Genomic DNA, 26,777 nt, shown 5'->3' on the forward strand with positions numbered 1-26,777 from the left:
TCCATGGTGGTTGCACTGAGAAAACATTTCTCGTGCGATCTTCGGCAAAACCAGGACTATATTTGGTCGATGCTTCCGACCCCGCGACCGGTACGACACCGCGCCGGGGTGCCCATCTACGAATACCCGACCGATCCGGCTACCCCGCCGGTGACCGTCTTGCGCCTACACCCGGACGGACCGCCCGAGAAATCCCGGCACATTCACGGCTTCCCGATCATGACGTACCTGCCGGACACCGCGTCGGTGTGCATCGTCGCGGCAGGCGAGACCATCGACCCCGCGATCGGAGAAGACACGTCGCGCGGTATCGCGGTGTTCTTCGATCCCTCGGCGCTGGCTGACGGGACGCATTCGCCGTGGCCCGCCTGGCGTCGTCATCCACTGCTGTTCCCGTTCCTGCACGGACGGCCCGGCGGGGTGCTTCGGATCAGCCTCCCCGACAGTCGGAAAGCGTTCTGGGACAGCATGATCGAGTCGATGGAAGCCGAACTCACCGTTCGCCGAGACGGTTACCGGCCGGCGGTACTGGCTCAACTCACCCTGCTGCTGATCGACCTGGCCCGGATGACCGAAGACCTGGTTCATGACCTGCGGCGATCCGGTGAACCGTTGATCGCCGATGTGTTCACCGTGATCGACCGGCAGCTCGGAAAGCCGATCTCCCTACGAGATGTCGCCCAGGAACTGGGCTTGACCCCGGGGCACCTCACCACGGTCGTCCGCAGGCGTACGGGCCGCACCGTCGGCGAGTGGATCCTCGAGCGCCGCATGGCACAGGCACGGATCCTGTTGCGCGACAACAGCCTCAGTGTCACAGAGGTCGCACACCGAGTCGGGATTTCCGACGCCGGCTACTTCGGCCGGGTGTTTCTCCGTGTTCACGGTCTGTCCCCGCGACAGTGGCGCGCTCTGGAGTCGACGGGACGCGGAGCTACTTGATCGACGGGGCGGTCGTGGTCACCGCCCCTGACACCATGGCCGGCGACGGCGGCGTCGGCGTCGGGAATTTCGACTCCTGACCGGAATCGGCCGTCGTGTGTGTGGTCACGGAGTTGCCCGTGCCGGTCGTCGCCGCGAATACGGCGAGCAGCGCAATCGACGCTCCGCCAATGGTGGCGGCGAGTATTTTTGTCATGTCGGGACTGCCTTCTCCAAACGGGTAGTCGGTGGGCCCAACTCGACGCTACGTCAACAGAATTCGAATGTCCGCAAGCTTCAGGGGGTTAGGTCCAGACCCACAGGAGGCTGTGAGGGTGCGCTTTGCGACCGCTGCGCGAACTCGGCCACCAAGCCGGGGATCTCAGCTGCCGGGGCCGGCCTGCCGAAGTAGTAGCCCTGGCCGATATCGCAGCCGTGCTCACGCAACCATGTCGCGGTCTCAGCGTCTTCCACGCCCTCGGCAACCACCGTGATCCCGAGATTGTGGTTCAGATCGATCACCGCGCTGACCACCGCGGCGGCCCTTTCGTCGGTGGCGACCGAGGCGATGAAATGGCGATCGAACTTGACCTCGTCGATCGGCAGGTCACGCAGATAGCTCAATGCTGAATAGCCACTACCGAAGTCGTCGATCGCGATCTGGATTCCGTCATCCCGCAGCTGCTGGAGCACTCCGGTCACCCGGCCGACCTCGTCGAGGACGAGGTCCTCGGTGATCTCGATGGTCAGCAGCCGGGTCGGGAGGTTCCGTTCCTGCAGGAAGCCGCCCACCGCCTCGGGTAGCCGCACATCGCGGAGCAGAGGCGCGAACAGGTTCACCGCGACGGGAACGTCCAGTCCCATCGCCACCCATCGCGCTGCGTCGTCGAGCACCTTGTTGAACACCAGATCCGTCACCGGGCGCATCAAGCCGTGCCGCAGGATCAGCGGCAGGAATGCCGCTGGCCGAAGCACTTTCAGTCGCGGGTGCGGCCACCGCAACAGCGCTTCCACTCCCACGACACGGCCGGTGCGCAAGTCCAGCTTGGGCTGGTAGGCCATCTCGAGGCCACCGCGGTCGATGGTGCGTCGTAGTTCGCCGAGCAGCCGAACTTGCGCCGCGCCGCTTCCGACGGAACGATTCTCGCCGGTGTTCGTCACTTCCTCGACGCCCGGATCGAGCAGCGTCATCTCGGAGCTGAAGGTGTGCACCGTCGCATTGCGCGATCGCTTGGCGAAGTACATCGCGATATCGGCCCGCTTCACCAATTCCTCTGGCTCGAGCTCTGTTTCGGCCAGCATTGTGACGGCCATCCCGGCGCTCGGCCGCACAAGGACTTCGTGACCGTCGACGATGAAGGGCATGTCGAACGATGCGATGACCCGCTCGCACACCAGGTGCGCCTCGTCGGCGGTGCTCTCGAGGAGGAGTGCGAACTCATCGCCGCCAAGGCGTGCGACGGTATCGCCCGGCCGCACGCACTCGGCAATGCGCTCGCCCACGCGAATCAAAAGGCTATCCGCAGCAGGATGTCCCATAGTGTCGTTGATCAGCTTGAAATCGTCGAGGTCCAGTGACACGACGGCCACCACGCGGCCGTCGCGGCGGCGCAGCGCGATCGCGTGTGCCAGCCGGTCTTGAAACAACGTGCGGTTGGCCAGCCCGGTCAACGGGTCGCGCAATGCCTGATCGGCTGCGGCCGTTAGCAATCGGCGATTCTCCCAGCCGGAGAGCACCTGCCGGATGCACAGGAACGCCATCAACACGGGAACCCCGACCCGCAGGACACCTGTCATCACGATCGCCGGGCCGAGAGTGCCGGCGATCAGCAGCGGTATGTAGGGCAACCACAGTGCGGTCGAAGATTGTGCCGGGTTCGTCCGCGGCAGAGGCGGTCTGGGGTGTCTGCTCAGCAGCGCGGCCGCTCCGAAGCACGACATTCCGAGTACCCAGCCAATACTCGTGAGGTGGCCGGGGTGATAGCGGTTTCCCGCCTGAAGCAGCGCGAAGGCGACCCCGGAGAACGCCATGAGCGTGACGGCACCGAGAAAGAGCCATGCCACCATGCTGTTTCCGGGACCAGACCGGGCGACGCACACCACGGCGGCCACGAACATGAACAGGAGGAACAGCGGGTAGAGCATCGCGCGCCCTTGGATGACGCTGTCGACCCCTGTGGCCTCGTATACGTTGCCCAGCACCACGACCCACAACACCACGAACAGCGACATCGCGACGATGAGCGCATCGAAAAGAACGCGGGTGCGAGAACCGTGCGTCGGTTCGGCCGGAAAACGCAGGAATGCAACGCACATCAGCACAACGAAAATCAAGTACAGGAAGTCCGACGGCGACGGGAACAACGAGCGGTGCAGGACGAGGGAGTACAGCGCCCTGGTCAGCTCCCCCAGTACCCAGGCATAGAGCGCGATCGCCATGATGGTCCAGGCGCTGCGGTTGCGTCCCTGCGCGGCGCGCGCCGCAATGGTCGAACACACGGCTGCATACAGACCGAACGCGGCGAACGCCAAGGCGTCGACGACGAGGACGGTGCCGTCGCCACCCCAGTTGAAAGCGAACCCGAGGGCGAGAAGTACACAGCTGATCACCGAGGACAGAATCGGCAAAGCCGATTGCAGCATGGCCCTGCGATCGTCCACTTACATCACCACCCCGGTGGCGATGCTAGCGAAGCGAGCCGTCAGAACAGCGCGAACTGCTGCCCCTGGTCGACCGAAGGTGCGAACTCGTCGATCCCGGTGCCGTTGGCCACCGACGCGATCGAGTCCATGAACTGCCGGTCGGACACCACCGGGACACCGAGCTCCCGCGCGAGATAGCCCTTGCCCTGCTCGGGTGTGCGCTCATTGCAGATCACCAATGACGTCTGCGGGTCCACAGCGTCGGAGTAGGCCAGCCCGGCATGGAGGATGCGTTCGACGAGTTCCTCGTGCGTGCGGTTCACCTCGGCCGACAGTGCGACGCGCATGCCCTGGACCAGCGGACCGCCCCGCCGGTACGGCCCAGGATTCATGTACGGACACGGCATCCGGGAGGCGAGCATCTTCAGCGGCCGCAGCTCGTCGTGGGTCACCCGGCCGTTGGGCCAGCGGCGACGGGTTGCCGGGCGCACAGGCAGCCACACTTCGTGTTCGCGGGCCCGCTGCAGAGCCGGGGCGAGGACCCTGGACAACACCAGAGCGTCGTCGAATGCGTCGTGGGCGCGGGTTTGGGGCACCGCCCAATGCCGGGCCAGTGTTTCCAGCCGCAGGTTCTCCAGCCCGAGGTCAAGGCGGCGGGCCAGCTCGACGGTGCACATCACGGTGTCGACCGGCAGCGCGGTTTCGGCCAGCTCGGCCTCACTGGCCAGGAACGCATAATCGAAGGCCACGTTGTGCGCGACCAGGGTGCGCCCGTGCAGCAGGTCGATGACGTCGGGCGCGATGTCGGCGAACGTTGGCTGGTCTTCCAGCATCTCGGCGGTCAGGCCGTGGATGTGGGTGGGACCGGGATCGACGCCGGGGTTGAGCAAGCTCACAACGGAATGTTCGACCCGGCCCTCAGGGTCCAGCGCCAGAGCCGCCAGGCTGATGATCCGGGCGTGGCCAGGGCGAAAACCCGAGGTCTCGACGTCGACGACGACCCAGCCGTCGCCCGGCTCGCAGGCAGGTCGACCCCAGGTGTGGCTCACACAGTCAGGATGGCACGCAGGTCCGACAGTGCCCGGGACATCGATTCCGTGTCGGCCAGGTGGGTCTGGTCCGCATAAACTTGCGTCCCAATGCCGAAGCCGACGATGACACTGCGGGGCCGCGCTGCGCTGGCCGCTGGTTCGGCCGCGCGCTGGGCCTCCCGGGCGACCGGCCGCGGTGCCGGCGCCATGATCGGCGGTCTGGTCGCGATGACACTGGATCGCTCGATCCTGGGCCAGCTCGGCACCGGCCGTCGCACCGTCGTCGTGACAGGCACCAACGGCAAGTCGACGACCACCCGGATGACCGCCGCCGCACTCGGCACTCTGGGGCCTGTCGCCACCAACGCCGAGGGCGCCAACATGGACGCCGGTCTGGTGGCCGCGCTCGCCGGATCCCGCGACGCGTCGCTGGCCGCCCTCGAGGTCGACGAGATGCACGTCCCGCACGTCGCGGACGCGGTCAGCCCGGAGGTGATCGTGCTCCTGAATCTCTCGCGCGATCAGCTCGACCGGGTGGGCGAGATCAATCACATCGAGCGCACGTTGCGGGCGGGACTCGCGCGTCATCCGGGGGCGATCGTCGTGGCCAACTGCGACGACGTGCTGATGACCTCGGCGGCCTACGACTCCCCTCGCGTCGTATGGGTGGCCGCCGGGGGTGGCTGGGCCAACGATTCGGTCAGCTGCCCGCGCAGTGGCGAGATCATCGTTCGCGACCAATCGCACTGGTACTCAACGGGTACGGACTTCAAACGACCGAGCCCTCAGTGGTGGTACGACGACGCGAAGATCTACGGTCCGAACGGACTCGAGCTTCCGATGCGCCTGTCACTGCCGGGAAAGGTCAACCGGGGCAACGCGACTCAGGCGGTGGCTGCCGCGGTGGCACTGGGGGCCGACCCCGTGGCCGCGGTGGCCGCTGTGTCCGCGGTGGACGAGGTCGCCGGCCGCTACCAGACCGTGCCGATGGGCGAGCACACCGCGCGCATCCTGCTGGCCAAGAACCCGGCCGGCTGGCAGGAGGCGTTGTCGATGGTCGACACCACCGCCGAGGGCGTTGTGATCTCCGTCAACGGCCAGGTGCCCGACGGTGAGGACCTGTCCTGGTTGTGGGACGTCAACTTCGAGCACTTCGAAGGCGTGCCCGTGGTGGCGGCCGGTGAGCGCGGAACCGACCTGGCAGTGCGCCTGGGGTATGCCGGTGTCCCACATACATTGGTGCACAACACCATTGATGCGATCGCCTCGTGCCCGAAGGGGCACGTCGAGGTCGTGGCGAACTACACGGCATTCCTCTCGTTGACCCGCACCCTGGGGAGGATGGGTGGCTGAGAAGGTTCAGATCGGGCTGGTGCTGCCCGACGTCATGGGCACCTACGGCGACGGCGGTAATGCCGTCGTCCTGCGACAGCGGTTGCGGCTGCGCGGGTTTGAGGCCGAGATCGTCGAGATCACGCTGGCCGACCCGGTGCCCGACTCACTGGACCTGTACACCCTTGGCGGCGCCGAGGACTACGCGCAGCGGCTGGCCACCAAACATCTTCTGACACATCAGGGTTTGCAGCGGGCCGCCGCCCGCGGCGCTCCGGTGCTGGCGATCTGCGCGGCCATCCAGGTGCTCGGCCACTGGTATGAGACATCGGCCGGCGAGCGGGTCGAGGGCGTGGGCCTGCTCGACGTGACCACGTCGCCGCAGGCCAGCCGCACGATCGGCGAGGTGGTGTCCACGCCGTTGCTCGATGGTATTTCCTCGCCGCTGACCGGCTTTGAAAACCACCGAGGCGGCACGGTTTTGGGTCCGGACGCACGCCCGCTGGCGGCGGTGGTCAAGGGCGCCGGTAACCGCGCAGGCGACGGCTACGACGGCGCGGTGCAGGGCAGCGTCGTGGCGACCTATCTGCACGGGCCGTGCCTGGCACGCAATCCGGAGCTGGCCGACCTGCTGCTGTCACGGGTCGTCGGCCCGCTGGAGCCGCTGGACCTGACCGAGGTCGAGCAGCTGCGCCGTGAACGACTGGCCGCTCCCCGCCGCGCCTAACTTGCGCCCAAACCAACATTACGCAGCGAAAGTGCGAGTAGATCGCCGCATTTCGTCGATCTCGGCGCCACCGCGACGGCGGTACGCCTCCTTGACCCGCCACAGCACCTCGGCCGGTCGGTCTTCGGCGATGACGCGGATCACCTCCCAACCCAGGCGTTCCACCGCGGGCAGGCGCCGAATATCTCTGACGTACTGGCGTCGATCGCTACGGTGTTGATCGCCGTCATACTCAATCGCGAGCTGGATATCGCGGTAGCCCATGTCCAGGTAGGCGATTGGCACGCCGCCATCGAGGACAGGTATCTGAGTCTCCGGCGCGGGAAGTCCGCCGTCTATCAACAGGAGCCGCAACCAACTCTCCTTCGGCGATTCCGAACCCGCGTCGATCAGCGGCAGCAGGTCGCGGAGCTGCCGAACACCGCGGACAGGCCCATACTTGTGCATCAGCATCTCAACGCGTTCGGGAGCGAATGGTGCTGCTCGCATCAACGCATCCAGACGAGCCAGCGCGGCTGCGCGTTTGAGGTACCGACCCATGTCGAAGGCCGTTCGCGACGGCGTCGTCACCGGCAGGTCCTCGACGATGACGACTTCATCGGCAGAGTGCCGATCCATTCGGGGTGACAAACCCGGCTGCCGCCGTCGTTCATCGACCAGCACTTCGATCGGTTCGTCGTCGTCAACCCATTGCGCACCGTGCAGCGCCGACGCCGCCACCCCGGCGATGACACCAATTCGGTTGGTGGTCAGCCACGCACCGATCGCGCGATCACCCAACGACGGCGTCGCGTACTTGGGGATGTAGACGCCCCGGTACATCCGCCGATACCAGCGCTGAAGGTCATGGCGCGACAGCCCGTCGCCGAGCGCTTCCCTGCCCAGAAATACTTCAGTCATGTCGGCATCGTCGTTGCGGGGTCTGACAGGTTGCCGAAACCGACGAAATGCAGGGATTTACTCGAACTTTCCCTGCGAAATGTCGGTTTGGCGGAGAGGGCTCACACCATTTGGCGGCGGCCGGACAGGGCGCGGCCCAACGTCAGCTCGTCGGCGAACTCCAGGTCACCGCCCATCGGCAGACCCGACGCGATCCGCGACACGGTGAGCCCGGGAATGTCGCGCAGGATCCGCACCAGGTAGGTGGCGGTCGCCTCCCCTTCGGTGTTGGGGTCGGTCGCGATGATCACCTCGGTGATGTCCACACCGTCGACGCGTTCACCAATTCTGTTGAGCAGCTGACGAATTCGAAGTTGATCCGGTCCGATTCCGGACAGCGGATCCAGCGCACCGCCCAGCACGTGATAGCGCCCGCGGAATTCGCGGGTCCGTTCGACGGCCTGCACGTCCTTGGGCTCCTCGACCACGCACACCTGCGTGCCGTCGCGGCGGGCGTCGCTGCAGATGCGGCAGCGCTCGGCGTCGGACACGTTGCCGCACACCTCGCAGAACTGCACCCCGTCGCGAACCCTGCCCAGCGCCGCGGTCAGCCGGTCGATATCCGGCGGCTCCACCGACAGCAGATGGAACGCTATCCGCTGCGCGCTCTTGGGACCGACACCCGGCAGCTTGCCGAGCTCGTCGATCAAATCCTGGACGGGACCCTCAAACAACTAAGTCAGGCCTCCGGCAGACCGGGGGCAGCCCCGCCGGCCAGCGGGCCGAGATGTGTCTGCGCCAGGATCGCGAACTGCCGGGCCGCGTCGGCGATCGCGCCGACGATCAAGTCCTGCAGGGTCTCGACGTCGGCGGGGTCGACGACCTTCGGGTCGATCCGGACGCCGGACACCTCGCCGCTGCCCTTCATGGTCACCTGCACCAGTCCGCCGCCGGCCTGTCCGTGTACCTCGGAGGCGGCCAGCGCGGCCTGAGCTTCCATCAGCTTCTGCTGCATTTCCTGCGCTTGCTGGAGCGCGGCCTGCAGACCCGGCATCAACTGGTCGCGCATCTCCTCGGCCCGTTCGCGAAAACCCTCGAGGTTGGGCAGCTCACCGGGTTGCATGACGGTCTCCTTGCGTCTCGGTCTCGACTTGGTTGCGCCTGCGAATTTCGGCGGTCAGTGACTTCAAGCCTAGACGGCAAAAGAGTTACGGTGACGCGCGTGCTTATGTCCGCCCGCATGCGTGTCGTGGCCGCGCCGTGCGCCGCCGTGTTGGTGGTCGCGTCATCGCTGACCACCCCGCTGAGCCACGCCGCACCCAATATCGCCGGAATGATCGTCTTCCTCGACCCCGGCCACAACGGTGCCAACGACGCGTCGCTGACCAAGCAGGTCCCGACCGGCCGCGGCGGCACCAAGGACTGCCAGACATCGGGCACCGCCACCAACGACGGCTTCACCGAGCACACCTTCAACTGGGACACGGTGCTGCTGATCCGCCAGATGCTGACCCAGCTCGGGGTGCGCACGGCGATGTCCCGCGGTAACGACAACCAGGTCGCCGCCTGCGTCGATGAGCGCGCGGCGATGGCCAACGCCCTGGCGCCCAACGCGGTCGTGTCGATCCACGCCGACGGCGGACCGGCCACCGGCCGCGGCTTCCACGTGAACTACTCCAACCCGCCGCTGAACCAGGCCCAGGCCGGGCCGTCGGTGCAGCTGGCCAGGATCATGCGCGACCAGATGGTCGCCTCCGGGCTGCCGGCCGCCAACTACATCGGCTCCGACGGGCTCTACGGCCGCGCCGACCTCACCGGGCTCAACCTCGCGCAGTACCCGTCGGTGCTGGTCGAATGCGGCAACATGAAGAACCCGGCCGACTCGGCACTGATGGAAAGCCCGGAGGGCCGTCAGAAGATCGCGGCCGCCGTGGTGCAGGGCATCGCGGCGTTCCTGGCCACCCAGCCGCCGCGCACCAGCTGATCAGCTCTCGACGTTCTTCTTCAGGTTGGCCAGCACCTCGTCCTGAATCTTGCGCAGGCCCAGCGGCGCGAACGTCTTCTCGAAAAATCCGCCGATGCCGCCCGCGCCGTTCCAGGTGGTCTTGAGGGTGACGCTGGAACCCGGCCCGGCCGGCGAGACGGTCCAGTTGATGATCATCGAGGAATTCGCGTCCTTCTCGATCACGGTGTGACCGGCAACGTCGACGGTCACCTGCACCTCACGGACCCGTGACTTGGTCGCCTGCAGCTTCCATTTGGCGACGGTGCCCGGGCCCTGGCCGCCCTGCAGCACCTGGTACTCGCTGTACTGCGGGGACAGGATTTTCGGGCGCACGCCCTGGTAGTCGGCGATCGCGGCGAGAACGGTCGCCGGCTCGGCGTCGATCAGGATCGTGCTGGCGGCGCTGACCTGTCCCATCAGGCAATACTCCTTGTGACGGTGGTTGTTGAGTGTGATCCGGCAGCCATGCGGTCGCACGGGCTGTGGCTGCGGACTAGCGTAGTCGTGTGCCTGTTTCCGCAGCACTGACAGCTCACGCCAACGGCGTGGACCGGCTCCTGGCCAGTTACCGCGCCATACCTCCGGACGCCTCCGTTCGGCTGGCCAAACCCACGTCCAACCTGTTCCGGGCCCGCGCCAAACGCACCGCCCCGGGCCTGGACACCTCCGGGCTCACGGGCGTGATCTCGGTCGACCAGGCCGCCAAGACCGCCGATGTCGCCGGTATGTGCACCTACCAAGACCTGGTCGCCGCGACCCTGCCCTACGGCCTGTCCCCGTTGGTGGTCCCGCAGCTCAAGACGATCACGCTGGGCGGTGCGGTGACCGGGCTCGGCATCGAGTCCGCGTCGTTCCGCAACGGCCTACCGCACGAGTCCGTCATCGAGATGGACATCCTCACCGGTTCCGGCGAAGTGATCACCGCTAGCCGCGACCAGCACCCGGATCTGTTCCGCAGCTTTCCCAATTCCTATGGCACCCTTGGCTATTCGGTGCGACTGCGGATCGAGCTGGAACCGGTGAAGCCATTCGTGGCGCTCAAGCACCTGAGGTTTCACACAGTCGCCGACCTGGTCGCGGCGATGGACCGCATCATCGAGACCGGCGGCTACAACGGCGTGCGCGTCGACTACCTCGACGGTGTGGTGTTCAGCGCCGACGAGAGCTACCTGTGTCTGGGCATGCAGACCGCCACCGCAGGACCGGTCAGCGACTACACCGGCCAGGACATCTACTACCGGTCGATCCAGCACGCCGAGGGCGTCAAGGACGACCGTCTCACCATCCACGACTACCTGTGGCGCTGGGACACCGACTGGTTCTGGTGCTCGCGGGCGTTCGGCGCGCAGAACCCGAAGCTGCGCCGGCTTTGGCCGCGGCGCTACCGGCGCAGCAGCTTCTACTGGAAGCTGATCGGCTACGACCAGCGGTTCAACATCGCCGACCGGATCGAGGCCCGCAACGGCCGTCCGCCGCTGGAGCGGGTGGTGCAGGACGTCGAGGTGCCGATTGAGCGGTGCGAGGAATTCCTGTCCTGGTTCCTGACCAACGTGCCCATCGAACCGGTATGGCTGTGCCCGCTGCGGTTGCACGACCCGGCGGGCTGGCCGCTGTACCCGCTGCGGGCCGGGCACACCTACGTCAACGTGGGGTTCTGGTCCTCGGTGCCACAGGGACCTACGCCCGGTCACACCAACCGACTGATCGAAGAGAAGATCAGCGACCTGCACGGCCACAAGTCGCTGTACTCCGACGCGTTTTACAGCCGTGAGGAGTTTGACGACCTCTACGGTGGCGAAACGTATAAGACCGTAAAAAAGATCTACGACCCTGATTCGCGGCTGCTTGACCTCTACGCAAAGGCGGTGCAAAGACAATGACTACCTTCCGTGAAAACGACGCGCATGCGCCAGGAAAATTCAACCTGGCCGAGATCCTCGAGCTCTTCACCGCCGGCGGCGAGCTGCCCCTGAAGTTCACCGCGTACGACGGCAGTACGGCCGGGCCTGAGGACGCCGAGCTGGGCCTGGATCTGCGTACTCCGCGCGGCACCACCTACCTGGCCACCGCCCCGGGCGATCTGGGCCTGGCCCGGGCCTACGTCGCAGGCGATCTCGAACTGCACGGCGTGCATCCCGGCGACCCGTACGAACTGCTGCGAGCGCTCACCCACAATCTCGACTTCAAGCGGCCGCCGGCGCGGATGCTGGTCGACATCGTGCGCTCGATCGGCATCGAACACCTGCGGCCGATCGCCCCGCCTCCGCAGGAGGCGCTGCCGCGGTGGCGCCGCTTCGCAGAAGGCTTGCGCCACAGCAAGAAACGTGACGCCGACGCCATCCATCACCACTACGACGTGTCCAACACGTTCTACGAGTGGGTGCTCGGACCGTCGATGACCTACACCTGCGCCTGCTATCCGACCGCGGAGGCGACGCTGGAGGAGGCACAGGAGAACAAGTACCGGCTGGTGTTCGAGAAGCTTCGCCTCAAGCCCGGTGATCGGCTGCTCGACGTCGGCTGCGGCTGGGGCGGCATGGTGCGCTACGCGGCGCGCCACGGGGTCAAGGCCATCGGCGTCACGCTGTCACGCGAGCAGGCGGCCTGGGCGCAGAAGGCAATCGCCGAGCAGGGGCTGGCCGACTTGGCCGAGGTCCGGCACAGCGATTACCGCGACGTGTTGGAGAGCGGTTTCGACGCGGTCTCGTCGATCGGACTGACCGAGCACATCGGATTGGCCAACTACCCCGCCTATTTCGGCTTCCTGAAGACCAAGCTGCGCGTGGGCGGGCTGCTGCTCAATCACTGCATCACCCGTCCGGACAACAGGGCGATGGCGACCGGTGGATTCATCGACCGCTACGTCTTCCCCGACGGGGAACTGACCGGCTCGGGCCGCATCATCACCGAGGCGCAGGACGCGGGGCTGGAGGTGCTGCACGAGGAGAACCTGCGCCACCACTACGCGATGACGCTGCGCGACTGGTGCCGCAACCTCGTCGAGCACTGGGACGAAGCGGTCGAAGAGGTCGGCCTGGCGACCGCCAAGGTGTGGGGTGTGTACATGGCCGGATCGCGACTGGGCTTCGACACCAATGTGATTCAGCTGCACCAGGTGCTGGCGGTCAAGCTGGACGAAAAGGGTGGCGACGGCGGACTGCCGCTGCGCCCGTGGTGGAACGCCTAGAAATCAGACTGCCGACCCCGGCAGCTGACCGCAGCGATTCTTGATGTCCACCAACGGCTGTCGGATGCCGGTGATGTCAGACGCCGTCTGCGGATTGGCGGCCATATAGGCCTTCACCCGCTGCAGCACCTGCGCCCGGGGAACGCCGGCCATGCTGGTGAAGAACGCATTCACGTCGGGATGGGTGAACAGGTACGCCGACGTCGCCGCTTGCACACCCATCCGCACGCCTTCCATATCGGCGGCGGTGCAGTTCGGCGGCGGTGGCGGTGCATCGGGATCTGCAGCCGCAGAAGGGATCTGGCCCAAAAGCCCAGCGCTGAGCGCGCCGAATCCGACCAGCGTGGCCACTAGTCGACGAGAGTCGATGGTCATTCATAGACGGTAGGGGTCACGCCGAAAGACCGCTCGGCAGCACAGGAAATCCACAGCGGACGACGAGATGCTTCACACCTGCCGGTAGAACTTCACCGACACCGCCGCGAGCCACGCCCACGCCAAGACGACGGCAGCGGTGAACGCCAGCACCGCAGCTGCACCACCCTGCCCCGACGCTAGCGCCACAAAGCTGACCGCGAAGAAAACACCGGTGACCCACGAGAACCAGGCCCAGCCGCGCTGACCATCGCGACGAAACGCAGCGCCGAAGACGAAGCACGAGGCGACCAGGCAGACGAATCCGATTGCGGCAACACCGAAATGGGCGATCCCGTGCCAGCTCGGCTCACCCATCCCGGGCGGCGTGCCCGGCGGGAAGCCGTCAGACGGATCAGCCCGGAACACCCCGGCGAGCACGAGCGCAACACCATAGACGCCGAGAAGTCCCGCGGCCCAGGCATTTCCACGCCCCGGGCCGAGCGCCCGTCGCAGACCCACGGCCGCCGCGATCGTCATCGCCCCGGACAGGACGAAGTTGGCGATCTGGATCCAGCCCAGAGCACCATTGGCGAGTTGGCTGACGGCATGCCGGGTCGGGTCGAACCCGTCGCGGGTCGCCGCCTGCGCGGCGGCCACGACGACGTAGAACGGTCCGGCGATGACGCCGTAGCCCAGCAGCGACTTGGTCACCCGGACGGCTAGCGGCGGACAGTCGGTCGAAGTCACGGCGCGTCTCCCTTTCAGAACTGGACTGTCCAGTACTCTAGAACTGGACAGTCCAGTACGCAATGGAGGCGACATGACAGACGAGGTGCTGGGACGATCGGCGCGCAAGCGTCGGGCGATCCTGTCGGCCGCCCAATCCCTGTTTCTGTCCAACGGCTACCAGGGCACCAGCGTGGATCAGATCGCCGCCGACGCCGCAGTGTCGAAGCAAACGGTCTACAAGCATTTCGGCGACAAACACGAATTGCTGCTCGCCATGGTGAGCGAGACGCTGGGCGCCACCGTGACTCCGTTCCTGGACCGGATCGCCACCCTCGCCGATTCCACCGACATCGACGCCGACCTGACCGGGCTGGCCCGTGACTACGTCCGGGCCGTCCTGCAAGAGCCGGTCGTGCAATTGCGCCGACTGGTGATCGGCGAAGCCAACCGGGTCCCGGAATTGGCCCAGCTGTACTACGAACAGGCGCAGGGACGCTCGCTGGCGGCCTTCACCGAGGCGTTTGGCCGCCTGCGCGATCGTGGTCTACTGACCACTGACCAACCCGCTTTGGCTGCAGAGCATTTCGCATTTCTGGTGATCGGCCGCTGTGTCGACCAAGCGCTGTTCCTCGGCGCCGGGGGCGTGCTGGCCGATGCGGATGTCGACGGTCTGGCAGACCAGGGCCTGCAGGTGTTCCTGGCTGCCTACCGGCCGGGCAGCCGAAGCTAGCCGTCGATCTTGCGGGCGCCCAACTCACTCTGCAACAGCTCGAGGGCCACTTCCTCGGGATCGCGGCGCGGCGCGGCGTCGTCGTCGCGACCGACCTCGGCGATCATGCTGTCCTCTTCGGCACGCTGCGCCTCGACCGGGTCCGGCGCGGGCTCCGGCGGTAGCGACGGCTCGGGCTCCTGCACCGGCTGACCGACGCCGACTTCGCAGCGCACCTTCCAGTTCACCCCGAGTGCGTCCTTGAGGGCATCGCGGATGACGTCGGCATTGCGCTGCTCGCTCAACCGTTTGGCCAGCGGCGCCGACTCGTGGCCGAGGACAAGGGTGTTGTCCTCGACCGCACGCACGATCGCACCGGCGAGCATGACCTCGGTGGTGCGGCTGCGCTGCTTGACCTTCTCCCGCACCGTCGACCACATGCTGCGCACGGCCGCCGCACCGGGCTCGCCCGCAACCGCCGCAGGTGGCGCGGCGGGCTCGGTCGCCGGTGGCGGCGGCACCGTCGGCTTGGGCTCCGGCGGCGGTGGCGGCTTGGGCGCCTCGACAACAGGCTTCGGCGCCTCGACAACAGGTTCGGGCTTGGGCGCCTCCACCACCGGCTCGGGCTTGGGCGCTTCCACAACAGGCGCAGGCTCCGGCGTCGGTGCGGGCTCGGGTGCGGCTGCGACTGGTGCGGCCTGAACCTGGGTCTTGCGCACGTACTGCTTGGCGGGCGCGGCGGCCGGAGTACCCGAGCTCATCGCCGCCTCACCGGCCGGTATCGAGATGTCCATCCGGGTCTCGATGCGCTCGATGCGCTGCAGCAGTGCCGCCTCGGTGTCGCTGGCCGACGGCAGCAGCAGCCGCGCGCACACCACCTCGAGCAGCAGTCGCGGGGCCGTCGCGCCGCGCATCTCCCCCAGGCCGGCGTGCACCACCTCGGCGTAGCGGGCCAGCGTGGCGGGGCCGATCCGGGCGGCCTGATCGCGCATCCGGTCCAGGACATCGTCCGGGGCGTCGACCACACCGCGGGCAGCGGCATCCGGAACCGCTTGCAGCACAATCAGATCCCGGAATCGCTCGAGAAGGTCGACGCCGAAGCGGCGCGGATCGTGACCGGCGTCGATCACCGACTCCACAGCACCGAACAGCGCGGCGGCGTCACCGGCGGCCAGAGCGTCGACGGCGTCGTCGATCAGCGCGACGTCGGTGGCACCCAGCAGCGCCAGCGCCCGCTGGTAGTGCACCTGGTTGTCCTGCGCGCCGGCCAGCAGCTGGTCGAGCACGCTCAACGTGTCACGGGGCGAACCACCGCCGGCACGGATGACGAGCGGATACACCGCGTCATCGACGGCGACGCTCTCCGAGGCGATGATCTTCTCGATCAGCGCGCGCATGGTCTTCGGCGCCAAAAGCCGGAACGGGTAGTGGTGGGTGCGCGACCGGATCGTCGGCAACACCTTCTCCGGTTCGGTGGTGGCGAACACGAAAATCAGGTGCTCGGGCGGCTCTTCGACGATCTTGAGCAGCGCGTTGAAGCCTGCCGTGGTGACCATGTGCGCTTCGTCGACGATGAAGATGCGGTAGCGCGATTGCGCCGGCGCGTAGAACGCGCGGTCCCGCAGTTCGCGGGTGTCGTCCACACCGCCGTGGCTGGCGGCGTCGAGTTCGACGACGTCGACATTGCCCGGGCCGTTCGGGGCCAGCGCCACACAGGAGTCGCACACCCCGCACGGCGTCGGCGTCGGGCCCTGCTCACAGTTCAGCGAGCGGGCGAGGATGCGAGCCGAGGACGTCTTGCCACAGCCGCGCGGACCGGAGAACAGGTACGCGTGGTTGATCCGGTGCGCCGCCAGCGCGGTGGACAGCGGTTCGGTGACGTGCTCCTGGCCCACCACCTCGGCGAACGTTGCCGGCCGGTACTTGCGGTAGAGCGCCACGGGTGAAGGCTACCGACCGTCGGTGACAGCTGCGGACTCCAGGAGGGACTCGGTGGCCGCCAACAGCGCACAGGTCGCCAGGCCGTCGATCGCATCCGTCAGATCCGATTCCGGCGGGAACGTCGGCGCGATACGAATGTTCTTGTCTTCCGGATCTTTTCGGTACGGGAAGGACGCGCCCGCCTCAGTCACCGCGATACCCGCGTCCTTGGCAAGGGCCACGGTGCGTTTGGCCGTGCCGGCCAGCACATCGAGGCTGATGAAGTAGCCGCCCTTGGGCTCGGTCCACGAGGCGATCTTGGAATCCGAGAGCCGCTTGTCGAGGATGTCCAGGGCCAGCGCGAACTTGGGCGCGAGCAGCTGCTGGTGCCGGAGCATGTGCAGCCGCACCCCATCGGCGTCCTTGAAGAACATCAGGTGCCGCAGCTGGTTGATCTTGTCGGGCCCGATCGACTTCTTGCCCGCGTACTGGAGATACCAGGCGATGTTGCCCAGCGAACCACCGAAGAAACTCACCCCGGCACCGGCGAAGGTGATCTTCGACGTCGAGGCGAAAACGTAGGGCCGGTTGGGGTGACCGGCGGCCTCCGCCAGTCCGAGGATGTCGACCTGACGCGGGAAGTCATGGGTGAGGGTGTGCACGGCGTAGGCGTTGTCCCAGAACAACCGGAAATCCGGTGCGGCGGTGCGCATTTGCACCAGCCTGCGGGCCGTTTCCCACGAGTACGTGGTGCCGGTGGGGTTGGAGAACATCGGCACGCACCACATGCCCTTGATCGCCGGGTCGGCGGTGACGAGTTCCTCGATGAGGTCGACGTCAGGGCCGTCCTCGAGCATCGGGACACCGATCATCTCGATGCCGTAGCTCTCGGTGATCGCGAAGTGGCGGTCATACCCAGGCGCGGGGCACAGGAACTTCACCACCGGTTCCTGACTCCACGGCCGAGGCGAGTCCACGCCGCCGTGCAACAGCGAGAACACGACGATGTCGTGCATCAGCTCCAGGCTGGCGTTGTTGCCGGCGATCAGGTTGGGGACCGGGATGCCGAGCAGATCGCTGAACACCGAGCGCAGACCGGGCAAGCCGTGCAGGCCGCCGTAGTTGCGGGTGTCGGTGCCGTCCTCGTCGCGGTACTGCTCGCCGGGCAGGCTCAGCAATGCGTTCGACAAGTCGAGCTGCTGAGCCGACGGTTTGCCGCGGGTGAGGTCCAGGGACAGCTTCTTGGCCTGCAGGTCGGCATAGTTCTGCCGCTGCAATTCGTGCTGGGCTCGCAGTTCATCGGTGCCCAGGGACAGGAACGACACCATGCGCCTTTCAAGAGGGGGACCCCGCGCACCCGCCAGAGCCCATTGACCCTTGCTGCCTTCCGGCCCTGGGGGAGTTCACAGGATAGACGCCGCGCGGGGTCCATCGCGAGTGTAATACCCGCCGGGGGGCCGCCTGTCAGGCAGTCGGGGCGAGCCACATCCGCAGTCGGCTACCATTGCCGACGGAGGATTCGCCTAGTGGCCTATGGCGCTCGCCTGGAACGCGGGTTGGGTTAACAGCCCTCAGGGGTTCAAATCCCCTATCCTCCGCACCTGTCCGAGGTGCGATCGGGGGATCAAAGCGCCTGGTCGCACCTCGGATTTTTTACTTCCTAGGAGGGGTATGAGGCGCGGCGTCGCGACTGCAGTCCACCTCGGGTTGTGGGTCCTCGCCGCCGCCCTGTACTTCTTGTTCGTCCTTCCCCGGTGGTGGGAGTTGATGGGCGACACGTCCCACACGCTCGGCACCGTCCTGCGCATCATCACCGGCGTGCTGCTCGCCCTGGCCGCCCTGCCGGTGTTGGCCGCTCTGCTGCGCGCCCGCCAGCCGGAGCACGGCACCCCGCAACTCGCGCAGCGCCTGCGGGTGTGGTCGATGATCCTGCACGTGCTGGCCGGTGTGCTGATCGTGGGCGCAGCGGTTGCCGAGATCTGGGTGAGCCTGGACAAGGGCGGGCCGTGGTTGTTCGGGATCTACGGCGCGGCTGCCGCGATCGCGATCCTCGCCTTGCTGGCGTTCCACCTGGCCTACACGGCCGAATTGCCGGCCAAGGCGCCGAAACCCAAGAAAGAAAAGAAGACGAAGAAGGCCGTCATCGACGAGCCCGAAGAAACGTCGGCGGCCGACCCCGAGATCGAAGACTCGGCAGGCGTCGAAGAACCGGCGATCGAAGACGAGCCTGCCGACGTGTCGGCGGAGACAGAGCCGGAAGCCGAGCCCGAAGCCGAGCCGGAGCCCGAGACCGGCGTCCTGCTCAACAAGCGCCCGACCGGCAAGACGAACCGTCGCCTACGCCGTCGCGACCGCGGCGGCGTCGCGGTCGACGAGTAAAAGAAAGTTCACCTAAATACCTGTTTGGGTGACGCACGCGACCCTATGCTGAGCGAGTGCACAACACTCCTCGCTATCGGGTCGTCCAGTGGACGACCGGCAATGTCGGCAAGAGCTCCGTTCAGGCGATCTCCACCAACCCCACCCTTGAGCTGGTCGGCTGTTACGCCTGGTCAGCGGACAAGGCCGGCCGCGATGTCGGGGAGCTGGTCGGTATAGAGCCGCTGGGGGTCACCGCGACCAACGACGTCGATGCCCTACTGGCACTGAAGCCGGACTGCGTGGTCTACAACCCGATGTGGATCGACGTCGACGAGCTGGTCCGGATCCTGTCGGCCGGCGTCAACGTGGTCGCCTCGGCGTCGTTCATCACCGGACAGAATCTCGGCGAGGGCCGCGCCCGCATCGAAGAGGCCTGCAAGAGCGGCGGGGCGACGATGTTCGGCTCGGGTGTGAGCCCCGGCTTCGCCGAGCTGCTGGCGATCGTCGCGGCCACCGCGTGCGACCGCGTCGACAAGGTCACCATCGCCGAGTCCGCCGACACCACCCTCTACGACTCCCCCGAGACCGAGCGCCCGGTCGGGTTCGACATGGCGATCGACGATCCGGAGCTGCAGCCGATGGCCGCCAAGGGCACCGCGGTGTTCGCCGAGGCCGTGCAGCTGGTCGCCGACTCGCTCGGCGTCGAACTCGACGAGATCAAATGCGTGTCCGAATACGCGCAGACCACCGAGGACCTGCCGATGGCATCGTGGACCATCAAGGCCGGCCGCGTGGCCGGTGTCTACGCCAGCTGGCAGGGCATCGCGAATGGCAAGACGGTCATCGACATCAACGTGCGATGGAAGAAGGGCACCACGCTGGAGCCCGATTGGCAGCTGGACGCCGACGGCTGGAAGATCACCATCGACGGACGCCCGACCGTCAACATGCAGGTCGGCTTCCTGCCGCCGATGGACATGATCGAGAACGCCAAGTCGCTCGAAGACTTCTTCGTACTCGGCCACATCATGACGGCGATGCCGCCGATCCACGCGATCCCCGCTGTAGTCGCGGCTCCGCCCGGAATCGCGACCTACAACGACCTGACGTTGCCCAAGGCTCGCGGCGTCGTGCCGACAAGCTAGATGCAGGCGCTGCCGCTGAGGTAACCGAACGGGCCGGTGGCCTGGACGCACGCCGACGGCTGCCCGAAGTAGTACGGGCCGCGCCAGTCACGGGGTCCATGGTCATCGTCCCAGCGCCAGTCGTCGCCGTGGCCGTGGCCATGTCCTGGGTCTGCCGAGGCGAGGCCGACGCCAAAGCCGAGGCCAGCCAGGCCGAGCCCGGCGGAAAGTGCTGCTGCTGCTGCGATCTTCGTCAGTGTCATTGCGCTGATCCTTTACGACCTCGGGCACCCCGACCCCGTCGCACACGTCTGCAACACGAAGCACTTTAGTCGAATTTCCGCGCGCACCAACAACTTACGTGAGCGTCAACGCCCGATCCGTCCGCACCGATTGTTGCTACGGCTCCGGTGTGATGTTGGCCGGGTTGGCAATCGGCAACGTGAGGTTGATGTCGGAGATGTTGATGACGCCGAAGGCGGTGAACCGCTCGTATGCGGTGGCCGAGCTGGTGATCTGGAGGGTCAGATCATCGCCCGGGTTGGCCACGTTGTAGACGATGTTCTCCATGTTGATCGTCGCGCTGTGCTGGCCGCCGTCCAACGTCACCGCAACGGGCGTGACCAGGTTGCCCACTACCAGACCCGTTTGGTTGTCGACCAGCTGCGCGTAGACGAAGCGGCTGGTTCCCAGACCTTGGTAATTGAAGGTGAGCGTGGGCGCGCCGATGTAAACGGCGCCCGGGTCCGTCGGGACGTCGACGTTGATCGCGTTGCTCGCCTTCGACGCCAGGCCGAGCGAATACGGGATCGAGGCCTGCGGCGCCGGTCCCGAGCCACCGATGATCGGCACGATGCCCAGCGTGCCGCCGGGGGCGTCACTGACCACCTGGACCGGCGTGCCGAACAGGTCGCTGTCGGCGGTCGGGAGGTAGTCGGACTTGAACCAGGTCCCGTACTGATCGGTGAACTGGAAGTTCGGGATGTCCGGCGTGCCGGTGGTGTTGCCGTCCTTCACGTAGTAGTCCAGCCAGGCGAACGTCGAAGCCAGGTTCGGATTGGCGTAGCCGTCGTTGGTCAGGCAGACGCCGTGGCCGCCGCAGAACCAGATCATCTTCACCGGTGTGCCATAGGGGTTGCCGATGATGGTCTGCGCATTGTCGATCGCCTGCTGCAGGGTGAACAGAACGTCGACGGTGCCCTGGATCAGCAGCGTCGGCGCCTTCAACTGATTCAGCAGCGAGGTGGGACCGCTGCTGCTCAGGACCGCCTGGGCGGTCTGGCTCAGGAGGCCGATCAGGTCCCCGGTGATGATGCCCAGATAGATTTGGTTGTTGATGCGGGCCTGCGACAAGACCAGTGACAACAGCAGCAACGACGCGTACGACGTCTTGAAGGCACCGTCGGGGTAGAGCGAGTTGTTCAGCGAATTCCACGAAATACCAGGCACGATCGCATCGATCCGCGGATCGGTCGCTGCGCTGGTGAGCTGGATACCCCCGCCGTAGGACCCGCCGACCATGCCGACCCGAGGATCGTTCGGGCCGTCGATCAGCGAATTATCCAGTCCAGCCACCCAATTCAGAATCGCCGAAACATCGCGGCCCTCGAAGAACGGGTTGTCGAGTTGCAGCACGCCGCCCGAGGCGAATTCGCCGCGCGGGTCCCAGGTGACCACGTTGTAGTTGTCTCGCAGCAGTTCAACACCCGGGGTGAGCCCGCCGATGCCGTACTGCGTGTACGGGTCGGTCTGACCGGGGGTGGCCAGGCCGGGACCGTCGAGAATTGTTGGCGCCGTGTCGGATCCGGTGAGACCGAGCTTCGGGAACCAGTTGACACTGATCAGCGTGCCGTCGAACGACGACACCTTGTAGGTGTAGGCCACCGGGTCGGTGGCGGGCAGGACGTCCGTCGAGTTGAACGTGGCGATTTGTGAATACCCGATGATCGGTGCCAGCAGGTCACCGAGGATCGGGGTCTGGTGCAGGACGACGATCACCTGCCCGGCGAGACCACCGAGAATCGGGATGCTCTCGAGGATCTGGTCGAACTGCGTCTTTTGGGCGACCAGGATCTTGAACTGCTCGTTCACCGCTCCGCTGAGCGCCGATTGGTTGGGCAGGTAGCTGAAATTCCCCGGCACGTAGTTGACGTCGCCGGACGCGGAGAACGTGATCTTCCCGCCCTTGTCGGGTCCGCTGATCAGCGTGTAGGTCAACCCGGTCAGATTCGCGCCCGTGGTGCCGTCGATGATGCCGTTGTTGATGTCCAGTGTCGGGGCGATGATGATCGGGTTGGCCAGCGCCGCCGCGTTCACCCTGCGCTGCGCTGCCGCGAAGGCCAGGGCGAGCGGCGAATCAGACGGTGCCGCCGGCAGGCCACCGGTCAGCGGGCCGAGGGCATCGTGAAGTGCCGTGGTGAGCGCAGCGGAGATCGCCCCCGGTGTGGGCAGGGCGGGCAGCCGGGGAGTCAGTGCGGCGACCGAAGTCACCGATGCGGCAGTCGAATTCGCGGACGGCGTGGTGGAAGTACCGCCGCTTGACGGAGCCGACGACGATCCGGAGTTGTTTGCCGTCGCTTCCGATGAACTGTTCGTTTGCGCCGACACCGACGAGTCGGCGCGGGATTGCGCCGACCCCGCTGTCGAGTGCTTCGATCCGGACTTCGCACCACCGGTACCGACGGCCTTACCGGAGCCTGCGGTGCCCGACCGCTTCGACGTCGCGGTCGCCTTACCCGACGAACCTACCGATGACGAATTCGAACCCGCCGAGCTGGAATTCGAGCCTGCCGCCGACGATCCCGTCGACGCGTCGGCCCACGCAACACCGTATCCCGTGGAGAACAGAGCGGCACCGACCCCGAGGGCCACCGCCAGTCCACCAACACGGCCCACAAAGCGCGAAGCACCCATGATTGTCTACCTCCCCGACCAAAGCCACACTGCCTTTGCGGAGGGTAAACCCGCCGAGCGGCACGGGTTCACGAATTGCCGAAACTGTCAGTTATGTATTTGCTGAACGTGCGTACTCAACCGAGTCGCCTTGAGTGCCAAAGAATCAGGCGTAGTCGAAATCGGTGGAGCCGATGCCGTCAGGCGCGGTGTAGTTGATGTAGACCGGGCCGTGCTGGAACGGCGCGTACCCGGTGTTGATCAGCCCGCTCGTGATCACCGTCGGCCGGTTCTGCGAGGTGACGATGTAGGAGTAGAGCAGCACACCGTCCGGGGTGTACACCGAGATTCTGGTCCCCACCGGCACGCTGCCGGCGCCGCCGATCTGAGAGGACAGGATGGTGCCGTACACGCCGCCGGAGTCGATGATCGCGCCGACCTGCGTGGGCGTCCCGCTGTTGATCTTGACGTTCAGGTAGGCGTCGGGCGCGCCGGACACCGACGTCCGGACGGGCAACGGATTGGGGCCGAAGACCATCACGCCCGCGATTCCGAGGAACAAGCCCTGATAGAGGAACACGCCGTCGCTGAGCTCGCCGGGCAGCGCGGTGGTCGGAATGCTGGGCCCGGGGCCCGCGGCATTGGCGCCGATGCCGAGCACGCCCGAGGCGCCACCGAGTTGGTGGAAGAAGGACAGCGCCGTCGCCGCATCGTCGGCGTCGACGATGTTCACGCTCGTGGGCCCGGAGACGATGCCGTTCCCGAAATTCACCGTCGTCGTGTACGTCGTGTAGTCGTAGCTCAGGCCGCCGCTGTAGCCGCTCGAACCGGTGCCGGTCGGCGAACCCAGGGGTGCGGAGTCACCCACCGAGGCCATGGTGACCACGAGGCCCGACGAGCCGGTGTCGACGAGCACCGGTGTGCTGGGTCCGCCGTTGATCGAGATGTAGACGATCGGCTCGGTGGTGGCCCGCATGGTCACCGGGACCAACGCGTAGACGCGGCCGTTCATGGCGGCCGTGCTGACGAGGTTCTGCACCGGCGTGATGCCGCCGGTTCCTTCGAAGGCACCGACCAACGGCAGGAAGAGGCCAGCGCTGTTCAGTGCTGTGGTGGCAAGCGTCGGGAGCAGCAGCGCGCCCAGCAGGCTCACGCCGGCCAGCTCGTGCACGAACGGGACACCGGAGGTCTGGGCGTACAGCGACTGGGCGGGCGTGATGGTGTTTTCCCAGGTGTCCAGGGACAGCGCGGCCTGCGCGAGCAGGATCTCGGGGATGACCGCCACGATGCCCGCAGGAATGTTGCCGCTGCCCCACGTCTGTTGTTGCAGCAGCGCCCGCGCATCGGCGATCTGCTGCTGGGCCAGATTCACCGCGACACCGGCGACGATCGGCTCCGACGGCAGGTAGCCGTTCATATTCGGTGACGGATCGGCGGCGGGCACGGCGGCGGCGGTCGAGCTGGTGTCGGTGCTGGAGGTGGTGGTCTGGGCGGCGGCGACGCGCACGCGGGCCGAATGACCGGTCGAACCCGAAGTGGTTGTCGCCGCGGTCTCGGTTGCCTCGGTGTCCACGACATCGGCCGCGGTGACGTTGCTCGCCGCGGCGGCCGAAGCCTTGCGCGAGCTGGCCTTTGCACTCGACGAGGTGGCCGCGCTGCTGCGTGCCGAATGAGCGGTGGACGACGATGTCTTGCCAGAGCCCGACCCGGCGCCGGTGTCGGCAGAGGCGACCGCGGAACCGCTGGCCAGCGCCGCACCGATACCCAGCGCAACCGCACCGGCCCCTAGCCAGGCGTACGGCTGGCGACGCGGCCGCCTGGCGCTGGCGCTGTGCTGCATGGCTCCCCCTGTGCTCCGACCGCATCGCCTAGCTGAGATTTTCCTAAGCGAGTTTGCTGAGTGTCTACCACACGAGGCCACTGGGGCAATAGTGAACCCGCCCGACATTTAGATGTGAATCTGCCAGCCGCTGGCCGGGTCGACCAGGATGCCGGACACGTCGACGACCTCGAAGGCGCTCATCGGCACGGTGTTGAGTTCGGTCTGGGCGGTGAGGTGCTCGGTACCGGCCCACCCGTTGCTCATCGCGAGCAGCTTCGCGCCGTCCTGGCCGGGCGTCGTCGAGTCGAAGATGACGGCGCCGTGCTCTTGGAGCGCCCGCAGGACCACCTGGGTGGTGGCCGAGTATCCGGACATGTCGAAATCGGAGCGCAGCCGCAACACGCTGCCCATCGGCACCCCGTCCGGGTTGACGCCGGTCCCGTCCCCGCCGCCGGCCGGCCAGGTGTAGCCGGTGCCCTTGTCCTTGGCGATGACGATGCCGAGCATGTGGTCGATGCTGCCGCGGGCCAGATCGTCGGGTCTCAGGATCATCGGGAGATACGGCAGGTGCGAGGCGTTGGCCCAACCACTGGCGGGGTAGAGCGGCGAGCTCATGTCGTAGTGCACGCCCGCCTCGGCGATCCACTTCGATCCGTACCGGGCTCGGTAGAGCGCGTTTCCGACCCCGTCGAGCGGGCTGTTGGCCGGCAGTTCGACTCCGTTGGCCACGTTGTAGAGCTCCTGCGAGATGCAGGTGCCCTCCTGGAACACCAGGAGGTGGCGGTCCCAGGCCGGTAGCGATGGCATGCCCTCGACGAGGGGCCGGTTCGGTATCGCATACGGCCTGTTGTCGATGCTGGGACCACTGGTCGAATAGCCCCGGTTGAAGACCACCGACTCGGTGGGATGCGTCGCGCCGACGACGTTGACCGGCATGCCACCGGTGCTCTTCATCCACATGGTGCCCCAGCCCGCGCTGAGCGTGGCACCCCGGCTCGCCCCCAGCACGTCGAGCCACGTGGCCGATTTCGCTTGCACCGGAAGGTCACTGATGTCGGCGTGGAAGATCGTGTCGGCCGGCATCAGGGTGCAGCCACAGAACGTGGTCAGCCCGTTGCCGGCGATCGTATTGCTGGGGCTGATGGTCATGGTGACCGCGATCTTGGTGGTGCCACCATGTCCGTCGGACAGGGTGACCGTGAACGTGTCGACCTTGTCGGCGGTGGGCCCGGTGAAGACGGCGGCCTTGCCGCGCGCGGCCGCGGTGGGTATGTAGGTGAAGGTGCCGTCGGCGTTGACGACGACCGAGCCCTTGGCCGTGGTGACCGAGCCCGCGAAGGTGATCCCGTCGCCGTCGGTGTCCGTGCCGACCACCATGCCGGTGACCACTCCGGTGGTGACGTCGCGCGGCCCGATGGCCGCCTTGCCGGTGGGTGCGGCGTTCTTCGGACTGATCGTGACGGTGACCGGTACCGCGAGGATTCCGCCATGGCCGTCGTCGATGGTGACGGTGAACGTGTCGGTCTTGTCGACCCCGGCCGCGGCGATGTGCCGAGCCTGGGGGGTGGGTGTGTAGGTGAACGCGCCACCGCCGTTGACGGTGACGGTGCCGCCCCTGGCACTGGTCGGGGCGACGCTGAAGACCAGGCGATCTTTGTCCGCATCGGTGCCGGTGACCTTGCCGTAGACCACACCGGTGCTGCCGTTGGGGGCGTTGACGGTGGTCTTGGCGGTGGGCACGGCGTTCTTCGGCGAGATCGGCACGGTGACCGCGGTGCTGGCCGTCAGTCCGGCGGGGTCGGCGACGACGATGTTCACCGTGTCGGAGGTGAGCAGGGCGTCAGCGTTGGTGAGGGCCGCGTTGTGCCGCGCGGCCGGGGTCGGCGTATAGGTGAAAACGCCTGCGGTAGTGACGGTCACCCTGCCCTTGCCCGACGTGCTCGCCCGGTAGGTGATCTTGTCGCCATTCGGGTCGTTGGCGATGACAGTCCCGGTGAGCGCGCCGGTGGCCGGCGTCGACGCACTCAGCGCGACACTCTGGATCACCGGGGCCTGGTTGATCGCGCCAGCCGCGGCTTCCGGCCTGCGAGCCACCGCCAGCGCCGTCAACGTCAACGGCGACTCGGGTGGTGGTGCCG

General features: G+C 66.7%; 24 protein-coding genes, 1 tRNA gene and 1 other RNA gene. 10 read left to right on the plus strand and 16 right to left on the minus strand.

The window, feature by feature from the left end:
- Positions 1 to 69 precede the first annotated feature (69 nt).
- Positions 70 to 942, plus strand: a complete 873-nt coding sequence (locus EV580_RS13505) for a helix-turn-helix transcriptional regulator (RefSeq protein WP_133691682.1) — start codon at positions 70 to 72, stop codon at positions 940 to 942.
- Here the strand turns inward: EV580_RS13505 and EV580_RS13510 are convergent.
- From EV580_RS13510 to EV580_RS13520, 3 genes are all read right to left on the minus strand, one after another.
- Entirely contained in the window at positions 935 to 1,138 is a 204-nt protein-coding gene (locus EV580_RS13510) for a hypothetical protein (protein ID WP_133691684.1), read from the minus strand. The two genes, EV580_RS13505 and EV580_RS13510, sit on opposite strands and share 8 nt — an antisense overlap.
- 80 nt (positions 1,139 to 1,218) lie before the next feature.
- Positions 1,219 to 3,582 carry a putative bifunctional diguanylate cyclase/phosphodiesterase gene (locus EV580_RS13515; protein WP_286171556.1) on the minus strand — a complete coding sequence of 788 codons (2,364 nt, stop codon included), beginning with the start codon at positions 3,580 to 3,582 and terminating at the stop codon, positions 1,219 to 1,221.
- 41 nt (positions 3,583 to 3,623) lie between these two features.
- Entirely contained in the window at positions 3,624 to 4,613 is a 990-nt protein-coding gene (locus EV580_RS13520; protein WP_133691685.1) for a DEDDh family exonuclease, read from the minus strand.
- A 105-nt stretch (positions 4,614 to 4,718) separates the two neighbouring features.
- On the opposite strand from EV580_RS13520, the gene EV580_RS13525 reads away from it, so the two are divergent.
- Both EV580_RS13525 and EV580_RS13530 read left to right on the plus strand, forming a co-directional pair.
- Positions 4,719 to 5,948, plus strand: coding sequence for a Mur ligase family protein (locus tag EV580_RS13525; RefSeq protein WP_133692230.1), 1,230 nt, complete (start codon positions 4,719 to 4,721; stop codon positions 5,946 to 5,948).
- A complete protein-coding gene (locus tag EV580_RS13530; protein ID WP_286171557.1) occupies positions 5,941 to 6,654 on the plus strand; it encodes a type 1 glutamine amidotransferase in 714 nt (237 codons plus the stop codon). The genes EV580_RS13525 and EV580_RS13530 overlap by 8 nt, the downstream gene beginning before the upstream one ends.
- A gap of 18 nt (positions 6,655 to 6,672) precedes the next feature.
- Here EV580_RS13530 and EV580_RS13535 read toward each other — a convergent pair whose 3' ends face one another.
- The 3 genes from EV580_RS13535 to EV580_RS13545 all read right to left on the minus strand — a co-directional run bounded on the left by EV580_RS13535 (position 6,673) and on the right by EV580_RS13545 (position 8,602).
- Positions 6,673 to 7,554 (minus strand): type IV toxin-antitoxin system AbiEi family antitoxin, encoded by an 882-nt coding sequence (locus EV580_RS13535; protein ID WP_133691686.1) that lies wholly within the window; start codon positions 7,552 to 7,554, stop codon positions 6,673 to 6,675.
- Between the two features lie 101 nt (positions 7,555 to 7,655).
- Complete coding sequence (recR, locus tag EV580_RS13540) at positions 7,656 to 8,267, minus strand: recombination mediator RecR (RefSeq protein ID WP_133691687.1); 612 nt, start codon at positions 8,265 to 8,267, stop codon at positions 7,656 to 7,658.
- A 5-nt stretch (positions 8,268 to 8,272) separates the two neighbouring features.
- Positions 8,273 to 8,602, minus strand: coding sequence for a YbaB/EbfC family nucleoid-associated protein (locus tag EV580_RS13545; protein ID WP_133692231.1), 330 nt, complete (start codon positions 8,600 to 8,602; stop codon positions 8,273 to 8,275).
- Between the two features lie 159 nt (positions 8,603 to 8,761).
- Between EV580_RS13545 and EV580_RS13550 the strand changes: the two genes are divergently transcribed.
- Positions 8,762 to 9,517 (plus strand): Rv3717 family N-acetylmuramoyl-L-alanine amidase, encoded by a 756-nt coding sequence (locus EV580_RS13550; protein WP_133692232.1) that lies wholly within the window; start codon positions 8,762 to 8,764, stop codon positions 9,515 to 9,517.
- Here EV580_RS13550 and EV580_RS13555 read toward each other — a convergent pair whose 3' ends face one another.
- Entirely contained in the window at positions 9,518 to 9,955 is a 438-nt protein-coding gene (locus EV580_RS13555; protein WP_133691688.1) for an SRPBCC family protein, read from the minus strand.
- 89 nt (positions 9,956 to 10,044) lie between these two features.
- Between EV580_RS13555 and EV580_RS13560 the strand changes: the two genes are divergently transcribed.
- The gene (locus EV580_RS13560) at positions 10,045 to 11,418 is read left to right on the plus strand and encodes an FAD-binding oxidoreductase (RefSeq protein WP_133691689.1); all 1,374 of its coding nucleotides are present in this window, start codon (positions 10,045 to 10,047) and stop codon (positions 11,416 to 11,418) included.
- Entirely contained in the window at positions 11,415 to 12,725 is a 1,311-nt protein-coding gene (locus EV580_RS13565) for a class I SAM-dependent methyltransferase (RefSeq protein WP_133691690.1), read from the plus strand. Before EV580_RS13560 ends, EV580_RS13565 begins: the two co-directional genes overlap by 4 nt.
- Positions 12,726 to 12,728: 3 nt before the next feature.
- On the opposite strand, the gene EV580_RS13570 is transcribed toward EV580_RS13565, so the two are convergent.
- On the minus strand, positions 12,729 to 13,100 hold the full coding sequence (locus EV580_RS13570) for a heme-binding protein (protein WP_133691691.1): 372 nt from the start codon (positions 13,098 to 13,100) through the stop codon (positions 12,729 to 12,731).
- 72 nt (positions 13,101 to 13,172) lie between these two features.
- A complete protein-coding gene (locus tag EV580_RS13575; protein ID WP_133691692.1) occupies positions 13,173 to 13,829 on the minus strand; it encodes a DUF998 domain-containing protein in 657 nt (218 codons plus the stop codon).
- A 73-nt stretch (positions 13,830 to 13,902) separates the two neighbouring features.
- On the opposite strand from EV580_RS13575, the gene EV580_RS13580 reads away from it, so the two are divergent.
- The gene (locus EV580_RS13580) at positions 13,903 to 14,541 is read left to right on the plus strand and encodes a TetR/AcrR family transcriptional regulator (protein ID WP_133691693.1); all 639 of its coding nucleotides are present in this window, start codon (positions 13,903 to 13,905) and stop codon (positions 14,539 to 14,541) included.
- Here EV580_RS13580 and EV580_RS13585 read toward each other — a convergent pair.
- The 3 genes from EV580_RS13585 to ffs all read right to left on the minus strand — a co-directional run bounded on the left by EV580_RS13585 (position 14,538) and on the right by ffs (position 17,873).
- A complete protein-coding gene (locus EV580_RS13585) occupies positions 14,538 to 16,460 on the minus strand; it encodes a DNA polymerase III subunits gamma/tau (protein ID WP_133691694.1) in 1,923 nt (640 codons plus the stop codon). The two genes, EV580_RS13580 and EV580_RS13585, sit on opposite strands and share 4 nt — an antisense overlap.
- Positions 16,461 to 16,469: 9 nt before the next feature.
- A complete protein-coding gene (locus EV580_RS13590) occupies positions 16,470 to 17,765 on the minus strand; it encodes an aspartate aminotransferase type Ic (protein WP_166654695.1) in 1,296 nt (431 codons plus the stop codon).
- A gap of 13 nt (positions 17,766 to 17,778) precedes the next feature.
- Positions 17,779 to 17,873, minus strand: an RNA gene (gene ffs, locus EV580_RS13595) — signal recognition particle sRNA small type.
- A gap of 79 nt (positions 17,874 to 17,952) precedes the next feature.
- Between ffs and EV580_RS13600 the strand changes: the two genes are divergently transcribed.
- The 3 genes from EV580_RS13600 (at position 17,953) to EV580_RS13610 (ending at position 19,946) form a co-directional block, all read left to right on the plus strand.
- A tRNA-Ser gene (locus EV580_RS13600) sits at positions 17,953 to 18,038 on the plus strand.
- A gap of 73 nt (positions 18,039 to 18,111) precedes the next feature.
- Positions 18,112 to 18,819: a lipid uptake coordinator LucA gene (lucA, locus tag EV580_RS13605; RefSeq protein WP_133691696.1), complete on the plus strand. Its 708-nt coding sequence runs from the start codon at positions 18,112 to 18,114 to the stop codon at positions 18,817 to 18,819.
- A 56-nt stretch (positions 18,820 to 18,875) separates the two neighbouring features.
- A complete protein-coding gene (locus tag EV580_RS13610) occupies positions 18,876 to 19,946 on the plus strand; it encodes an NAD(P)H-dependent amine dehydrogenase family protein (RefSeq protein WP_133691697.1) in 1,071 nt (356 codons plus the stop codon).
- Here the strand turns inward: EV580_RS13610 and EV580_RS13615 are convergent.
- The 4 genes from EV580_RS13615 to EV580_RS13630 form a co-directional block, all read right to left on the minus strand.
- Positions 19,943 to 20,188, minus strand: a complete 246-nt coding sequence (locus tag EV580_RS13615; protein ID WP_133691698.1) for a hypothetical protein — start codon at positions 20,186 to 20,188, stop codon at positions 19,943 to 19,945. The two genes, EV580_RS13610 and EV580_RS13615, sit on opposite strands and share 4 nt — an antisense overlap.
- A gap of 136 nt (positions 20,189 to 20,324) precedes the next feature.
- A complete protein-coding gene (locus EV580_RS13620; RefSeq protein WP_133691699.1) occupies positions 20,325 to 22,838 on the minus strand; it encodes a CocE/NonD family hydrolase in 2,514 nt (837 codons plus the stop codon).
- 145 nt (positions 22,839 to 22,983) lie between these two features.
- A complete protein-coding gene (locus EV580_RS13625; RefSeq protein WP_166654696.1) occupies positions 22,984 to 24,657 on the minus strand; it encodes a PecA family PE domain-processing aspartic protease in 1,674 nt (557 codons plus the stop codon).
- Between the two features lie 108 nt (positions 24,658 to 24,765).
- Positions 24,766 to 26,754, minus strand: coding sequence for a cadherin-like domain-containing protein (locus EV580_RS13630; RefSeq protein ID WP_166654697.1), 1,989 nt, complete (start codon positions 26,752 to 26,754; stop codon positions 24,766 to 24,768).
- Positions 26,755 to 26,777 lie beyond the last annotated feature (23 nt).

Origin of the sequence: Mycobacterium sp. BK086 (genome assembly GCA_004362315.1) — a bacterium.
GTDB lineage: Bacteria > Actinomycetota > Actinomycetes > Mycobacteriales > Mycobacteriaceae > Mycobacterium.